The sequence below is a fragment of the Erythrobacter sp. genome (genome assembly GCF_035194505.1).
Classification (GTDB): Bacteria; Pseudomonadota; Alphaproteobacteria; order Sphingomonadales; family Sphingomonadaceae; genus Erythrobacter.
The window spans coordinates 1,780,255-1,795,409 of sequence record NZ_CP136573.1 but is presented as its reverse complement, the minus strand read 5'-3'; the positions used below and the strand labels follow the sequence as shown (position 1 = coordinate 1,795,409).

Annotated in this window: 12 protein-coding genes and 1 pseudogene; 8 read left to right on the top strand and 5 right to left on the bottom strand. The window is 62.9% G+C overall.

The features are described from left to right. Positions 1 to 358: 358 nt before the first annotated feature. Positions 359 to 490: a hypothetical protein gene (locus tag RSE14_RS08900; protein ID WP_324072864.1), complete on the bottom strand. Its 132-nt coding sequence runs from the start codon at positions 488 to 490 to the stop codon at positions 359 to 361. A gap of 499 nt (positions 491 to 989) precedes the next feature. Between RSE14_RS08900 and RSE14_RS08895 the strand changes: the two genes are divergently transcribed. Continuing rightward, entirely contained in the window at positions 990 to 1,478 is a 489-nt protein-coding gene (locus RSE14_RS08895) for a hypothetical protein (protein WP_324072862.1), read from the top strand. 221 nt (positions 1,479 to 1,699) lie between these two features. Further along, a complete protein-coding gene (locus RSE14_RS08890; protein ID WP_324072861.1) occupies positions 1,700 to 2,113 on the top strand; it encodes a hypothetical protein in 414 nt (137 codons plus the stop codon). 327 nt (positions 2,114 to 2,440) lie between these two features. Here RSE14_RS08890 and RSE14_RS08885 read toward each other — a convergent pair whose 3' ends face one another. The 3 genes and pseudogenes from RSE14_RS08885 to RSE14_RS08875 form a co-directional block, all read right to left on the bottom strand. Then, positions 2,441 to 5,998 (bottom strand): CHAT domain-containing tetratricopeptide repeat protein, encoded by a 3,558-nt coding sequence (locus tag RSE14_RS08885; protein WP_324072859.1) that lies wholly within the window; start codon positions 5,996 to 5,998, stop codon positions 2,441 to 2,443. Positions 5,999 to 6,242: 244 nt separating this feature from the next. Next, a pseudogene (locus RSE14_RS08880) lies at positions 6,243 to 6,432 on the bottom strand (IS3 family transposase); the annotation flags it as partial. A gap of 104 nt (positions 6,433 to 6,536) precedes the next feature. Further along, complete coding sequence (locus tag RSE14_RS08875) at positions 6,537 to 7,193, bottom strand: TetR/AcrR family transcriptional regulator (protein ID WP_324072857.1); 657 nt, start codon at positions 7,191 to 7,193, stop codon at positions 6,537 to 6,539. Positions 7,194 to 7,270: 77 nt separating this feature from the next. Here RSE14_RS08875 and RSE14_RS08870 point away from each other — a divergent pair, with 77 nt between their 5' ends. The 6 genes from RSE14_RS08870 (at position 7,271) to RSE14_RS08845 (ending at position 13,506) form a co-directional block, all read left to right on the top strand. Then, positions 7,271 to 8,479 carry a cytochrome P450 gene (locus tag RSE14_RS08870; protein WP_324072854.1) on the top strand — a complete coding sequence of 403 codons (1,209 nt, stop codon included), beginning with the start codon at positions 7,271 to 7,273 and terminating at the stop codon, positions 8,477 to 8,479. Between the two features lie 2 nt (positions 8,480 to 8,481). After that, positions 8,482 to 9,234 (top strand): SDR family NAD(P)-dependent oxidoreductase, encoded by a 753-nt coding sequence (locus tag RSE14_RS08865; RefSeq protein WP_324072852.1) that lies wholly within the window; start codon positions 8,482 to 8,484, stop codon positions 9,232 to 9,234. After that, positions 9,231 to 10,235 (top strand): NADP-dependent oxidoreductase, encoded by a 1,005-nt coding sequence (locus tag RSE14_RS08860; protein ID WP_324072850.1) that lies wholly within the window; start codon positions 9,231 to 9,233, stop codon positions 10,233 to 10,235. Before RSE14_RS08865 ends, RSE14_RS08860 begins: the two co-directional genes overlap by 4 nt. After that, positions 10,235 to 10,717, top strand: a complete 483-nt coding sequence (locus RSE14_RS08855) for a nuclear transport factor 2 family protein (protein ID WP_324072849.1) — start codon at positions 10,235 to 10,237, stop codon at positions 10,715 to 10,717. The genes RSE14_RS08860 and RSE14_RS08855 overlap by 1 nt, the downstream gene beginning before the upstream one ends. A 1-nt stretch (position 10,718) precedes the next feature. After that, positions 10,719 to 12,683 (top strand): FAD-dependent oxidoreductase, encoded by a 1,965-nt coding sequence (locus RSE14_RS08850; protein WP_324072847.1) that lies wholly within the window; start codon positions 10,719 to 10,721, stop codon positions 12,681 to 12,683. Positions 12,684 to 12,873: 190 nt separating this feature from the next. Next, complete coding sequence (locus RSE14_RS08845) at positions 12,874 to 13,506, top strand: tyrosine-type recombinase/integrase (RefSeq protein WP_324072845.1); 633 nt, start codon at positions 12,874 to 12,876, stop codon at positions 13,504 to 13,506. A gap of 219 nt (positions 13,507 to 13,725) precedes the next feature. Here the strand turns inward: RSE14_RS08845 and RSE14_RS08840 are convergent, their stop codons facing one another. Further along, positions 13,726 to 15,123, bottom strand: a complete 1,398-nt coding sequence (locus tag RSE14_RS08840; protein ID WP_324072842.1) for a TetR/AcrR family transcriptional regulator — start codon at positions 15,121 to 15,123, stop codon at positions 13,726 to 13,728. Between the last annotated feature and the right edge of the window lie 32 nt (positions 15,124 to 15,155).

Genomic DNA, 15,155 nt, shown 5'->3' with positions numbered 1-15,155 from the left:
CCGGCAGGCTTACGAGGCAACGCTTGGGCTTTTCTCGGCCTGAACGGGAGGTTGCTTCGCCCCGTTGCCCTGACGGTTATCGATGTGGCTGCATCGAATCAAGCGGGTTTGAATTGGTCTCACAACCACCCGGTTCCAGTCATGAGAACGGTCGCTCCGCGATCCCGGAGGTGAGGTGTCAGCTTCTCTAGAAACCAGACTTTCAATTTGGCGGAAGTGAAAGACCGGGTATGGGTCGACAGCTGCCGTCTTCGACGGGCTGATCGGGCAACTGCTTTTCGCCCCTGTTCGCCGAAACACTCATTCGGCAAACGGCCAGTATATGACGCCCCGCAGTGGCGGGAACATCGCAGCCCTGCTACCAATACTGCATCAGCCCCTCTTCCCAAGCGTCGTAGATGTCAGCTGCTTTCATCCAGCGCCGCCATTGCTGCTCGCGAGTGGGCATGCGTGCGTATTTGGACATCTTCTGCCCCTCGATCTTGCGCATTGTCCGCACAGCTCTGCTGACCTTGCGCTCTCGGGTTGAGGAGTAAGGCACGCCCCAGCCGCGCACCGAGGCGAAGAGCGTCTCTCCGGGTGGCAAGATGAGTACGGTGCAGCGCTGGCCATTGAGAGGACAGATGGCATAGAAGCGCTCACCACCCAGCGGCTGGGGTTGCGCGACTAATGCCTCGACGAGACATTGTTGATTTCGCTGGCCTTTGGCCGGTTCTGCCTAGTCGCCTAGCGGTGCGATTGCAACACGGTCAGGCCACACTCGATACTGGGTGGGAAGACCCCAGCCGAGATCGCCGGCCACCGTGTCTGGGGGCATGCCCCCAGATACGTTGCCATCCCATCAAACGACCATCATGAAGGAGCCAGACTCTATTTTTGACTGGTAGCAATCAAGGGAGCACGTCACTTGATAGAGGCCGTCTTCGAGATGTTTCCACGATGCGCTTGCGGCTGCGGCGACCGAGCCTAGCGCCATTCAGGGGTGCCACATGAAGCTAGATCTGAAAACTTTTCTCGCGTTCGCCGTCGCGGCGATATCGGCCGATACCTTTGCTCTGCCTCCACCCCCGCCGATCAACATTGTAGTGCTGTCGCGCGATCCGGACGCGCGCGCCCTGCTCCTCGCCTATCTTACATACCTAGAACAGAAGGGCGAATTTCGCTGGGAGGCCAACCAACTGAACGCCGCTGACTTCGCTGACTGCCTCGCGAACGAAACATACGACAGCGCCTGTGTTAAGCGGGTCCTGAAGCACGCGCAGTTCCCCGGCGCAGGCGTGGCGATTATGGTTGAGGGGGCTGCCGGATTGCAGCGCTGGCGCTGCGCCGGCAGGGGTGTTGACTGGCGCAGCGAGGCGAACCAGCAGATCAACGTCGATCTGCGCGCGGCGCTTTTCGCCAAGGGGGAGGAAAGGTTGGCGGCACGCAATGCCGCCTACGGCTGCCTGATTTCCGCTGCTGCGGAAAGTGGATGGTAGTGGCACTGGACGCCAGTATAAGTACGTAATCGACCTGAAGGAATTTGACTAAGCCTTTGAAGCATATCGAGAGTTCCAGAGGCGGGTTCATCGAGGTCCTGCGACCATATCGAGGGTGTCTCGGGCTGCCTGGTACTTTCAATATCCTACCCCTCGCAATAGCGATAATCGGATTCCTGGGTTCGATATCGTATTGGTTACCGAGTAACTTCGGGGAAACTATGCAAAAGTTCGTAGTAATTCTTTTTGGTGTCGTTGCACTCGCTCTATTCACGTTTGGGGGTAGTGGGGCGACCACACCGTCGGCAGCTGCCGCAGTCTCGCCGGTCGCTGTCGCCGCAACCGCGCAGGCCTGTAACGATGGCCAGGACCGTAGCGTGACTATAATCAACGAAACCGGCGTCACCATGTTGGCATTCTTCGCCTCACCGCCGGACGTCAACGATTGGGAAGATGACATTCTTGGAGACGAAGTGATCCAGAGCTATAGCTCGTTCGTGGTCAACTTCGATGATGGGCGCTGTCGCTGCATCTATGATTTCAGGGCGGTGTTCGCCAATGAGTTCGCCGATGACGATGTCGTGATCCGCAATAAGATCAATGTCTGCGAGATTTCGACTTATCGCTATGACTGATAACGACCTACGGCAGGTGGCGCCGTAAGCCGCCCTGGCCACTCCTCAATCGAAGCCGCAAGGCAACGCAAATAGCCCCACCCCTTCCCGACCGCTGACCGCGGAAGTTTGCACGACACAATGGAATTGCCGTCGTCTTCGTGACACTACGCCGCCATCATGGGTGGCGGGCCCGATACCTTTGCCCCACGGTCTATCACGTGTGATTTGAATTCGCGCTAAACTGTTCGCGGCAGCAGGGGGGCAGGTCATTCGCTTGAACCAAGCCTCTCAGCCACACCCTATGAAATCTCGGCTTCGCTCTTATCGTCCGGCTCAAGCGCGATTTCAGCTTCCGCTTTCGATCAAGCTGAAGGGTGCCCAGGCCCAGGGGTCGGCCCAACTCGGCTCCCATCCGGGGATGGCATCGCCCAGCACTGAGGTTCCACTTCGGATGCCACGCAGCGCCAGCTGCAGCGCCTCGGCGCGGGACAGGTCGGGATGGGCCGCCTTTATGCGGAAGGTCTCGCTGGTGATCGCGGCGCCAACCGTGTCGAGCACCGGCCAGTGGCTCACCAGCAGCGAACGGGCGCCGGCGAAAAAGAACGCCCGCGCCAGACCGGAGAGGCTTTCGTTGCTACCGCCATCGGCCGGGCCGGCGGTGTTGCAGGCCGAGAGCACGACCCAGTCGGCGTTGAGCTTAAGCGCGGCCGCCTCGCTCGCGGTCAGGTAGCCGTCATCGCCAATGCTGGCTTCGTAGGGCGGGGTCATGACAAGGCCGGGCTCGGCGTTCCCCTCGATCTGCCCGGGCAGCATCGCATGGGTAGCGAAGACGATGATGCCGGCATTGGCGAGCAGCGCGGGGGACTTCACCCGGCCCTCGGTCGCGGCCTCGGCAAGCAGCAGGCTGTCTTCCGGACTGCCGAGCGTGCGCGCGATGGCGAGCAATTCGCGCCTTGTACCGGGCAGCGAGCTCAATTTCATTAGCGCGGCGGGCTCGGCGAGGTCATCGCTGCCGCGGACATTGGCGGTGGTGGCGCTCGAACTGCCCCGCGAAATCTCCTGCGCCGGGCCGAGGACGGGATCGCCAATCCCGACGAACCCCGGCGCGCCCGCCTCGCCGCCCTCGGCCGCGGCATAGGCGCGCAGGCTGGATACCGACGGCAAGGTCGCCAGCGCATAGCGGTCGCTCAGCCACTGGGTGCCCGCCAGCGCGGCGAGTTCTGCCTGCTCGTCGAAGCTTTGCCGCGGCGGCTCGCCCACCACCAGAATGCCCAGCGGAATGCTCCCTAGGCTCCCCCCGGTCACCGGGTAGAGCGTCCCGGCATCGCCGAGGCCCGACACAACCGGCGCGACGAGCTGCTGGTAGAGTGCCGCCGCCGCCTTGCCCTCGAACAGATATTCGCCCGGCAGGTTCAGCGTGCAACTACCCGGATCGATCCGGCAGCGCACCGATGCGACCAGCCGGTCCATCTCAGCCCTGCTGATGTCAGCCTTGTGCCAGGCCTGACTGTCGGCCGAAATGGCGAAGCTGTAGACCGCATCGCCGATCGGCTGGATCATCAGCACGGCCTCGCCCGCGCGTAACCTTGACCGGGTTTGCGCGATCGACAGGCCGAAGGGGCGCGAGGTGTTGGCATAGGCGGGATAGCGCTGCCTGAGTTCCTCGGTCAGCTCCGCCAGCGCCCGGCGATCGCCTTCGAGCGACGCATCGCCGGCTACAGCGCCGGCTCTGTTTGCCAACGCGGCCTGATCGGAAGCATAGATCTTCGCCGCCAGCGCTGCCTGCCGGTCGATCAGCGCACCGAGTTCGGGATCACTGACCGCCGCCCTCGCCGCCGCTTCCAGCAGCGATGCCGCCGCCCTGCTCTGTGCGAAATCCTGGGCTGCACGAAACGCCTCGTCCATCCCCTGCGAGGTGATGGTGCTCGACCCGAGCCGCACCTGCTTGCCTTCATAGGCCCAGTTGAGCGTGATCAGCGTCGAGAACGCCACCGCCAGCGGATCGGCGCCCGTGCCTGCCGAAGCCGTGCGGAAACCGAGGGGCTTGCCGGATGAATCACGGGCCGGCGTATAGCGCCGCTCGCGCGCATAGAAGGCGGCATTCCGCGCCGCGAAAAAGGCAGCATCATAATAGTCGGGGTTCTTCAGCAAGGCGAGCGCAAGGCGCGCTTCCAGCCGGGCGAGATTGGAATCGTGGAACGCGATTCCGTCGCTCACGCTTTCGAAGCTCAATTGCTGGTAGATCGCCGCTGCTTCCTTCCACTTGCCCTCGCAGGCCAGCAGGATCGCATGGGCTTCATCCGAAGGTCGCCTGAAATCGCCCACCAGCGCATAGGTCTCCGCTGCGACGAGCTCCTCGACCTCCGCGCGCTTGGTGTCGTTGCAGCGCCCCTGATAATGCGCGTTGAATACCTGTCCGGCGAGGATATCGATGGCGAGCCGCAGCGACTGCTTTGGCCCCTTCTCGAACGCGGCGGCGGCCATTTGCCACTGGGCGGCTGCCTGCTGGTGTTGGCCCAGCGTATCCAGCCGGCGGGCGTTGAAGCTGTGGGCCTGCGCGGGCAGCACGGCGGCGGCGCGTCTGGCGAGCGCCTCGGCCTCCTGGCTACGTCCCATGGCGGAGAGCGTCTGTGCATAAAGTAGCATCGCCCGCGCAGTGGCGGGGTGGGCGAGGCCATTGACCTTCTCGCGGGCGGCCACCAACCCGCGCGCTTCTTCCAGCGCAGGCTCTGCATCGCCCATCCGGTCAATCACCTCGACCAGTCGCTCCCGCACTTCCAGCGTCGCCGGGGCGTCCGGACCATGGCCGCCGGCGAGAAAATCGCGGATCTTTTCGAGGCAGGCCCTCTGGTCCTCTCCGCGAAAATCCGTGGCGGCTCTGGACAGCCGCAATTCAGCCCCGGACAGGCTGTCCGGTGCGCCGTCGCATTGCCCGAGGTCGAAAGCGATCGGCAGACCGTCGGACACGATGCTGGTGGCGACCATCGGCGAGCGGCCCAGTGCCTCGACCAGAGCCAGCCGCGCCCGTGCGGTGGCCTGCAGCGTGTTCGGCGCGTCATAGCCCTCGATATCGAGCAGCAGTTTGGCGGCCTCGGTGTAATGCTGCTGGGTTTCGAACATGCGGCCGGCTTCCCCGTCCGCCTCGGCGAGGGCAAAAAGCAGGCGCGCCCGGCCGACATCCTTTTTTTCATACCCTTCCAGCAGCGACCGGACCAGCGTGGTCGCCTCGTCGATCCGGCCGAGCCCGGTGAGCGACCGCGCGAGCGACGCGCAGGCCACGGCAACCGAGACCGGCTCCGGCGCGGGGGCTGCGCGTTCGGCATCGCAGGCCAGCCGCGCCAGCCCTTCGGCTTCGGCAAAGCGGCCCTGCATTCGCCGCGCATAGGCGATATCGAGCCCTAGTCGCGCCTTTGCCAGCGGATCGAGCCCCGGCTGCCGGGCGATGACCTGCGCATTTTCCTCGAACAGGGCGACTGCTTCTGCCAGCCGGCCCAGCTGGACGAGATTGCGGGCGCGATCCTGCCGCGCGAGATAGGTCCAGCTTTTGTCCGGGCCGAGGCGCCGTTCAAGCGCCGCAACATTCGTCGCCAGCGCCGCCTCTGCCTCCTGATGCTTGCCGATCCGCGACAGGCTGCCCGCCCGCAGCGTGTCGAGCCGCAGCGCGAGCGGATGGTCCGGCCCGTAGGTCTCGTCGACCAGCGGCTTGATCTTGTCGATTGCCGAGATCGTGTTGGCCGGAAAGGCCGATGCTTCGTGGAATCCGATCGTCTGCCAACCAGTATCGAGCTGCCGTGCTTCCTTCTCGGTGGGCTGACGCAGATCGGGCGCAATAGAGTCCGAGGCTGATTGCGGCTGAGCAAAAATTGCAACGGGCGCTGTTAACCAGACTGTCAAACAGATCATGGCCAGCCATCTCATGTTCCTGAGACTAACAACCAGTGGGAATGGTGCAAGCCTGCTTTCGCGCATTTGCGGATCACGCTCTACGTCCTAGCTGGGGCGGTGTGAGGTAGTCATTGCAGGGGCGCTAACTCCACGGCGGCAGGTGTGCGCCTGTGCGCCAGAGACAACAACCCAAGCCTGCCCCGTTGCGCTCCAGTCCAAGAGCATCCCGTCGACCAGCTAGCGCCTCCAATCCGGCCTTGGAGCTTTCGATTGATGACATCCTGAAGCATCTCACGGTCCGGCGTCAGGTCAGCGACGATCTTCTAGAGTCGGCTGTTCTCGTCCTCCAGCTAACGCTGCCGCCGCATCTCTGATGGCAGCAGCCCCGCGCACCTCTTCTTCCGGTTGTAGTAGCTTGGCTGGCTAATCCACCCCTTACGCAAGATCTCAGCACCCGGCGTTCACTGCTCGATCAGCCAAAGATGTCTAAAGCGGAAACCTCTACCGGCGAATGGGCCAGTTTTCAGGCGGCAGAGCAGTCAAGGTGCGCAACCTGCTACCGCAGGCGGGGACGCAGCTGAAGCTTCTCGGCCCAGCTGCCCTCCAGCCAGACGAACAGATGTTGCAGCAAGGCCCGCTGCATGCTCCGTTCGAGCGCTTCCTCGCTGACGAGCCCCTTTGCCCAGTGGGCTACCGCTGCGTATTGGGCGCGGGTAATCTCATCTGCTAGCTCCGCAATGTCAGTGTCACCCCGCAGTGCGCCCAGCTCGTGAAGTTCCAGTAACCCCTTGCGCAGCTCGCTGGCCGGGTAGTCGTGAAGAGCTTCGGCAAGCCCGGCGTTCTCGTCGGAGGCGGCACCGAAATAGCAGGCGGCCATTGTGCGTGCGAACGGTGGACGCCGCCGGATCTCCGCGACCGCCGAGGCAATCCTCTCCATCATCCGGTCGATCACGTCTTCATTGGCAGTCTGTTCCCAAGGCACCACGCGGTTGCGGAAGACGTCGATCACCGCTTCCAGCGCTACCCGCTCTTTGCTGCCGAAGCGATTGTAGATCGTCCCGAGCGCCACACCGCTGCGCTCGGCCAACTCGCGCATGCGGATGGTGCCGTCGCCTTCGGTCAGCATCTCCCGCGCGGCCGCAAGGATCTCCTCCTGCCTGCGGCCCATGCGATCGCTGGCGTAGCGGCGGTTGGGCGAGCCTGGTTCGTTCATAAGCATCGCCTAGCGAAAAGTAGAACTTGTTTCAATTTGTGAGTCGCCATAGCTTCGTGGTCGGGAGAGAAACCGACATGGTCACTGACTTCGACTTCTACGACGAGAAGTTCCAGAATTTCCCGCATCAGACCTACCGCACCATGCAGGACACCTGCCCTGTGCACAACAATACCGAGGTCGGCTGGTATGCGGTGTTCCGCCATGCCGGCATCATGGCCATCGTGCGGGACAACGAGATGTTTTCGGTGCGGCATGGGCCAGGCACCAACTACGCGGACGAGCATTCTGTGCCGGTTCTCGTCGGCGCTGATCCGCCGCTCCACACCAAGCAAAAGAAGGCCATCGCGCCCGCATTCAACCCCAAGATCATTGCCGCGCTTGAAGAGCCGATCCGTGCCTTCGTGCAGCAGCGTATGGAGGCGCTGGCCGAGCTGGTAGAGTGCGACCTGATGGCCGAACTTGCCGACCAGGTGCCGATGTTCGTCATCAGCGAGTTGCTCGATGTGCCATTCGCCGACTATCCGATGCTGCGCGATTGGGTAGACGTGATGGCGGGCTCCACCCTCCAGAAGGCGCAAACCATGGAGGCCGACCGGCTCGACAAGCTGCGTAAGATCGCGGACTATTTCCTCCCGCGAGTGGAGGCCAAGATCGCACTTGACGAAGCTGGTGAAGATCCCGGCGACGACATGGTGTCGCTGCTGGTCAAGGGCCGCATCGATGGTGAACGCATCCCGACCCCGCAGATCCTGGGGTTCGCGCAGTTCCTGCTGGTGGCAGGTGCGGCGACGACCACGGTCTTCATCGGCAGCTTCTTCAACCTGATGATGGATCACCCTGACCAGTGGGCAAAGCTCAAGGCCGATCCCTCGCTGCTTGATCAAGCTCTGGAAGAGACATTGCGGATCGAGAGCCCGGTCCATGGGTTGTTCCGCACCAACAACGAGCCGATCACCCTCGGCGGGCATGACATCCCCGCCGACACCAAGATCGGGTTGATGTGGTTCTCGGGCAACCTCGACCCGGAGGTGTTCGACGATCCGCTTCGGTTCGACATCGCGCGCGAGCCCAAGGTGCTGCGCAAGCACCTCTCCTTCGGCCATGGCCTCCACACCTGCATTGGCGGCCCACTGGCGCGCATGGAAGCGCGAGTGGTGGTCGAAGAGTTCATGAAGCGCTTCGACGGGCTGAAGCGAGCAGGGCCACTGGTGCCCTATCCGTTCCCGACCCTCAACGGTCCCTACAAGCTGCCGGTGCGGCTGATCCCGCGCAAGGAGAACTGAGTATGGAAATTGCCGGAACCGTCGCCATCATCTCGGGCTCCGCTGCCGGGATCGGACGTGCCACGGCTGTCGCTCTCGCAGAAGCCGGTGTCCGCGGTATCGTGCTGGCGGATCTCGATGAGGTCGGCAATGGCGAAACCGCGCGGGTGGTAGCCGAGGCGGGCGCGGAGCCTATGGCATTGAGGATCGATGTCACCGACACTGCCGATCTGGAGCAAATGTATGCCGAGGCGGACGCGCGCTGGGGCCGCATCGACATCGTCTTCAACAATGCCGGTATCGTCTCAGGGCCGCCGCCCTATCCCGACAGCAGCCTCGCAACGATCCGCAAGGTTATCGAGATCGACCTCATCGCCGTAATCCAGTCGAGCACGCTGGCGATCCGCTACATGCGCGAGCGCGGCGGCGGGGTGATCGTCAACACCGCTTCTACCGGAGCGCTGAACCCTCTTCCGAGCGATGCGCAATATGCCGCTGCCAAGGCGGGCGTCGTGCATTTCGGCACGTCATGCAGTGTCTTTGCCGAACAGTTCGGTGTGCGGGTCAATTCGGTTTGCCCCGGTGTCACCGAGACGGCGATCCTCGACAAAACCGGCGGCGGTGTCCGGCCTGACTGGCTAGCGCCGATCCTTGAGCAGATCGAGATCCTCACCCCCCAAGACATCGCGGCAGTTGTGCTCGAAATCGTCCGCGACGACAGCAAGGCGGGAGAGCATGTCGTCGTTCATAACCGCATCAAGGATGCGGCGGCGTGACGGCGTCCGCCCTTCAGGTCGTGCTCGCCCGGCGCCCCCAAGGCTCGCCAACCCCGCAGGACTTCACCATTCGCAATGTGTCGCTATCGGCTCCCGCCGAAGGCGAAGTGCTGGTGCGCAACCTGTGGCTCTCGATCGATCCATACATGCGTCTGTTCATGGGTGACCAGGGCGGCGTGCACGGCTCCGTCCCCCTGGGCGAGCCGATGCCGGGCGGGGCTGTCGGCGAGGTGATCGAAAGCAGGAGCGCGGCCTTGCCGGTGGGTAGCCATGTCGTCTCGATGGCGCATGGCTGGCGCGACCATTACGTAGCGCCCGCCGAGCAGCTTCAGCCGGTAAGCGCTTCGGCGGGGCCGCTCCACCGCTTCCTCGGCCTCTACGGCCTTACCGGGGTCACCGCGTGGGGTGGTATCCACGGCGTTCTGAAGCCGCAGCCTGGCGAGACCATGTTCATCAACGGGGCTGCTGGCGCGGTCGGCTCGGTTGCCGTGCAGCTCGCCCGTCGAGCGGGTGCGCGGGTCATCGCTTGCGCCGGCTCCGATGAGAAGGGAGCCTGGCTCACCGGCGCACTTGGGGCCGAAAGCTTCATCAACTATCGCAGCGAAGATGTTCGCGCGCGCCTCGCCGAGCATGCTCCGGAGGGGCTCGACATGATGTTCGACAATGTCGGCGGCGAGCAGCTTGAGATCGCCATCGACGCCATGAAACCCAAGGGCCGCATCGCCCTATGCGGGGCGATCGCGCTTTACGACGGCGACAACTACCGCGCCGGCCCCCGTAATCTCTTCGCGATCATCGAAAAGCACGTCAGCATGACCGGGTTCAACGCAGGTTTCTACTTCGCCGAAGCACCGAGGATCATTGCCGAGTTCGCCGTGGCCGAGGCCGCGGGCGGACTGATCGACGAGGTGACATTCGTGGAGGGGCTCAACGCCATGCCAGATGCATTCGTTGCCATGCTGGGCGGTACGAGCCGCGGCAAGGTGCTGGTGAAGCTGTGATGATGGATCTGGATGACGTCCTGACCGAACTGTCGATCCGCCGCGCGATCTATCGCTATTGCCGCGGGGTCGATCGCGGGGACGTCCATATGATCGCCAGCGCCTATCACGAACAATCAGACGAGAACCATGGCCCCTTCCAAGGCACAGGCCGCGAGTTCGCGGAATACCTCGTTCCGCTGATGGACGGCTCGCCCACGACCGGCGGCCACCATGTCACCAACATCCTGATCGATCGCACCGGCGATGAGGCGCGGGTGGAGAGCTACTTCATCGCCTTCCATGGCCAGCCGGACGGCAGCCGTGCCTTCGTGACCGGCCGCTATCTCGATAGATTCGCTTTGCGCGGCGGGGAGTGGCGCATCGCGCAGCGCGAGGTCGTGATCGACAGCGACACGCCGCCGACCGGCACTATCGACCTCAGTGGATATCCCCGCGGCGCGCGGCGGGACGCCGACCCTTCGCACGGATGGTTTGACTGACATGAGCCTCACCAAAGTCTTCGAGCCGATCACGATTGCCGGATGCACCGTCCCCAACCGTGTGGTGCGCACCGCACATGCCACCGGCATTGGCGGCGGCACGATGAGCGATGACCTCATCGCCTATCACGAGCGCCGCGCGCGCGGCGGTTGCGGGCTGACCATCCTCGAGATCCTCGGGGTTCATCCGACCAGCCTCGCGCCGCTCAACATGATCGATCCGACGCTGGACGAGGGCTACGCCAAGCTGATGAAGGCGGTCTCGCCCCACGGCATGGTCGTCTTCCAGCAAATCTGGCACGCGGGACACAACGGATCGACACTCGACGGCGGACCGCCCTGGGGACCTTCCGCAGTGCCGAACCCGCTGGGTGCCGACGTGCCGATTCCCATGACCAAGGGAATGATCGACGAAATCGTCGGCTGCTTCGCGGCGGCCGCGAAGCGCTGCGAAGCAGCGGGGCTCCACGGCGTCGAGGTGCATGGCGCCCACGGCTATCTGATCCAGCAGTTCCTCTCGCCCAACATCAACAAGCGCACCGACGACTACGGTGGCAGTTTCGAGAACCGCATGAGGTTCATGCTGGAAGTGATGCGCGCCTGCCGCGATGCCACCAGCAGGGACTTCGCGGTGGGCATTCGCCTGGCGCCGGACCTCACCGAGGGCGGCGTCGGAGTCGAGGACCACATCCGTGCCGCCCAGATGCTGGAAGCCGAGGGACTGGTCGATTTCGTCAATGTCAGTCTCGGCAACTACAACAGTTTTCCGAAGATGATCGGCGGTATGCATGAGCCGACCGGCTATGAGGTCCCTACCTCCGCACCGATTACCGCGCGCATCGTGGTGCCAACCATCATCACCGGCCGCTTCCGCACGCTCGAGGAGGTGGATCAGGCGCTTCGCAACGGGGATGCGGACCTGATCGGCATGACCCGCGCGCACATCGCCGATCCCGACATCGTGCGGAAGACCCAAGCCGGGAAGGCCAGCGAAGTCCGCCCCTGTATCGCCTGCAACCAGGGTTGCGTGGGCGGCTTGTTTGACAAGGGGAGGCTGGGCTGCGCCGTCAATGTCGAAACCGGCAACGAACTGCGCCTCGATCAGGACAAGGTTGGCACGGCCGAAACGCCAGGCAAGGTCGTCGTGGTTGGCGGCGGTCTTGCAGGGATGGAGGCGGCCCGCGTCGCCGCTTTGCGAGGACATACGGTGGTGCTGTTTGAAGCCTCACCAAGGCTCGGCGGCGCGCTCAACCTCGCAGCACTGCTCCCCAAGCGCCATGGTATCGCCGACATAGCGGCTTGGCTCGAACAGGAGATCTACCGTCTCGGCGTCGATGTGCGGCTCGCGACATATGCCGAGGCTCGGGAGATCCTGGCTGAAGCACCCGGCGCCGTGATCGTCGCGACCGGATCGCAGCCGCGCATGGACGGTATCCAGCACTCTAACCCCGGCGAGCCGATCACGGGGCACGACGCACCGCATGTGCTTTCGAGCCAAGACCTGCTGATGGCCGGACGCAACTGGCAGACCCGCAACGCGGTGGTCGTGGATGACAGCGGCCACTACGAGGCGCTCGGTGTCGCCGAACAGCTGGTCAGCGAGGGCGCCGATGTCACATTCGTCACCCCGTTCAAGCAGATCGGCTTCAAGGTCGAGAGCGCGCTCATGGTCGAGCCGGTGCTGGAGCGGATCGCCGCCGCCGCTGGACGTATAACGGTCCTCACCCGTCACCGGGTGCGCGCCGTGCATTCAGACACGGTCGAGATCGCACCGACCTATGCCGGCCCTAGCCGTGCGCAGCAATGCGACACGGTGGTAATGGTAACGCCCAATGCACCCATGCGCGATCTCTACGACGAGCTTGCTGGACAGGTGCAAACCCTCGCCATCGTTGGAGATGCCAACAGCCCCCGCAATCTTCAGAAGGCTGTTTACGAGGGTCATGTGGCAGCCCGGTGCATCTAGCGCCGCGCCGGCCTTAAGCCTCTCAACCTAAACGTGGCTCGAGAGTGTCACCGACGGCTTTTGGCGAAAGCAAACATTTAATCGGGCAATCGCGAACGATCGTTTCTGGGTCGGATGGCGCCCCGGCATTATCAGTATTTAAGCCGACGGACATTCTTTGGGTGACCATTGTGGTCACTGGAGAATGCTCATGGAGACGCCTGAAACAGAAATGCATGCCGCCAAGCGACCGGTCTGGAACGCCGGGCGAAGCGTGGGCGCGAAGCGCGCACTAAAGCCGAAACAGATTTGGGAGATCCGCTTTTTTCTCAATGAACGACGCCGCGTGCGTGATCGCGCGTTGTTCGACCTGGCGATCGACAGCAAGCTGCGTGGCTGCGACCTTGTTCGAATGAAGATCGGCGACATCGTCAATGGTGGTCAGGTCAAGACGCGCGCGATTGTGATGCAGCAAAAAACAAGCCGCCCTGTGCAGTTCGAGCTCCTGCCAGATGCTCGAGCCAGTCTGCTGGCATGGCTTGAACGCCGTGGCGGGACGGTAGACGATTATGTCTTCCCAAGCCGCGTTGATCGCAACGGCCACATCAGCACCCGGCAATATGCCAGACTCGTCGATGAATGGGTGACCGGGATTGGCTTGATTCGATCCGAATATGGCACCCACTCTCTTCGGCGAACCAAGGCATCGATCATCTACAGGGCGACCGGCAATCTACGTGCGGTCCAGATCCTTCTCGGTCATAGCAAGATCGAGAATACCGTGCGCTATCTCGGGATCGACGTCGAAGACGCGCTTGCCCTTGCCGAGAACACGGAGATTTGAACAATCGGCTCCTCGCTGCCTGCGAGGAGCCGATCTAACACCACTGGGACTTAGAAGACATGGCCGCGGGATTTATTGAACGACTGGTTTCGCCAAAAGCAGACAGGCAGCGTTCATGCGATCAGCGCAGGCATAGCAATAGAAATCAGGGTGGCTGATGACGCAAGGCGCATAAGCAGCGTCAAAGATGCGAACTAAGGTCGCTTACGACCCGCGGGTTCAAGGGAGCCCCGCTTCCTTGCTCACAATTCCTTGAGCAAAGAAATCGGCAATCGATGCAGCAACTCTCTTTGGATCGCAGGTGCCAATCTGGTAAATCCATTTCGGAATCCACATGAAGGCCCCCGCTGTGATCGTGGCAATCATGCGGTGATCGCAGTCGCGGCAGCTACCATCTGCAACTCCCGATCGCAGCATTCCGTCCGAAAGTTCCCACAGGCGCTGCGAGCGTTCAATAAAATGGGCGCGGGGGGCCTCAGGGAGGGAAAACAGGCCCGCTTGCAGGATCAGCGGCGGTTCTTCACCCGCCTGAGCCTCGCTGTTGAGGTGCATGACGGTGAGCGAGCGCTCCAGTCCTGATATCGCAAGGCCGCTCGCCGTGTCGAGAATGCGCTCGTATAAATCGAAAGCCATGCCGTAGCAGCGCAGCACAAGGTCGGTCTTGTCGTCGAAATAGTGATAGACCGCGCCCTTGGTCGCCCCGAGGCTGGCGCCGATCTCGTCAAGCGAGGCACCGTCCAGCCCCTTGCGGTTGAACAGCCGAGCGGCGGCGATGGCAACCTGCGCGGCCTTTTCCTGCGTAGCTTCGGCGCGGTCGAAGGCGTTGAAGGAGCGGGCGGTGAGCATGGATAGCTCGATCGGGCACACGAAATCGCGCGCCGGGTTAGTGGCGAGACCGTTGAAAAGGATGTCGATGATCGCTGCCGCGGCGCGCGCGCGGACTTTCGCGGTATCGTGATATCCCAGCCAGGCCGCCGAAAGCTGCGCCCAGTTGAGCATCCCCACGAGGCATTGGGCAACGATCGCGTGATCGACTGCCCGGAAACGGCCTTCGCTGGCCCCGGCGTTGAGCAGAGTCTGAATGGCTTCGGTGTTCCTGCGGCTGAGGTCTGCGATGGTTTCGCGCTGGCTATCGGGCAGGAAGTCGATGTCCGTCAGGATCGCAGGCGGCGGGCGGCGGTTGCACAATACCCGTTCGATGTAGAGCCGCAGGCTTTCGACCGAATCGTGCCCTTCCTCGAAAGCGATCGCAAGGTCATCGGCGGTGGTCTCGCAGGCGCGCAGATAGGCGCGAAACACCAGATCGCTTCGATCGGTGACGTAGTAATAGAGCGCGTTGCGCGACAGACCGAGCCGGTCGGCCAGCGCGTTGAGGCTGACCGCCGCCGCGCCGCGCAGGTTTATCTCTTCGGCCGCAGCATCGAGTAGCGCCTCGCGCACACGGGCGCGCTGCTTGGGGCGTCCTCTGCTTTTCGGAGCATCGCCTGTCATGGTCATGGATGCCGGAATAAGCGCAAGCACATCGTCGCGCCAACTGTAAATCGGGTTTAGGTGCATACTTTGATGTCGAAAAAGCCTTGCCGTGTATTTCGAAGATAGTGTAGGTGAGCATACCATAGCGTCGAAAAACGATGCATGGGGAGGATCAC

Bases quoted from the DNA above. Each gene is read 5' to 3' on its own strand.
- RSE14_RS08900 (WP_324072864.1), bottom strand. From the start codon at position 490: ATGCGCAAGATCGAGGGGCAGAAGATGTCCAAATACGCACGCATGCCC.
- RSE14_RS08895 (WP_324072862.1), top strand. From the start codon at position 990: ATGAAGCTAGATCTGAAAACTTTTCTCGCGTTCGCCGTCGCGGCGATA.
- RSE14_RS08890 (WP_324072861.1), top strand. From the start codon at position 1,700: ATGCAAAAGTTCGTAGTAATTCTTTTTGGTGTCGTTGCACTCGCTCTA.
- RSE14_RS08885 (WP_324072859.1), bottom strand. From the start codon at position 5,998: ATGATCTGTTTGACAGTCTGGTTAACAGCGCCCGTTGCAATTTTTGCT.
- RSE14_RS08875 (WP_324072857.1), bottom strand. From the start codon at position 7,193: ATGAACGAACCAGGCTCGCCCAACCGCCGCTACGCCAGCGATCGCATG.
- RSE14_RS08870 (WP_324072854.1), top strand. From the start codon at position 7,271: ATGGTCACTGACTTCGACTTCTACGACGAGAAGTTCCAGAATTTCCCG.
- RSE14_RS08865 (WP_324072852.1), top strand. From the start codon at position 8,482: ATGGAAATTGCCGGAACCGTCGCCATCATCTCGGGCTCCGCTGCCGGG.
- RSE14_RS08855 (WP_324072849.1), top strand. From the start codon at position 10,235: ATGATGGATCTGGATGACGTCCTGACCGAACTGTCGATCCGCCGCGCG.
- RSE14_RS08850 (WP_324072847.1), top strand. From the start codon at position 10,719: ATGAGCCTCACCAAAGTCTTCGAGCCGATCACGATTGCCGGATGCACC.
- RSE14_RS08845 (WP_324072845.1), top strand. From the start codon at position 12,874: ATGGAGACGCCTGAAACAGAAATGCATGCCGCCAAGCGACCGGTCTGG.
- RSE14_RS08840 (WP_324072842.1), bottom strand. From the start codon at position 15,123: ATGGTATGCTCACCTACACTATCTTCGAAATACACGGCAAGGCTTTTT.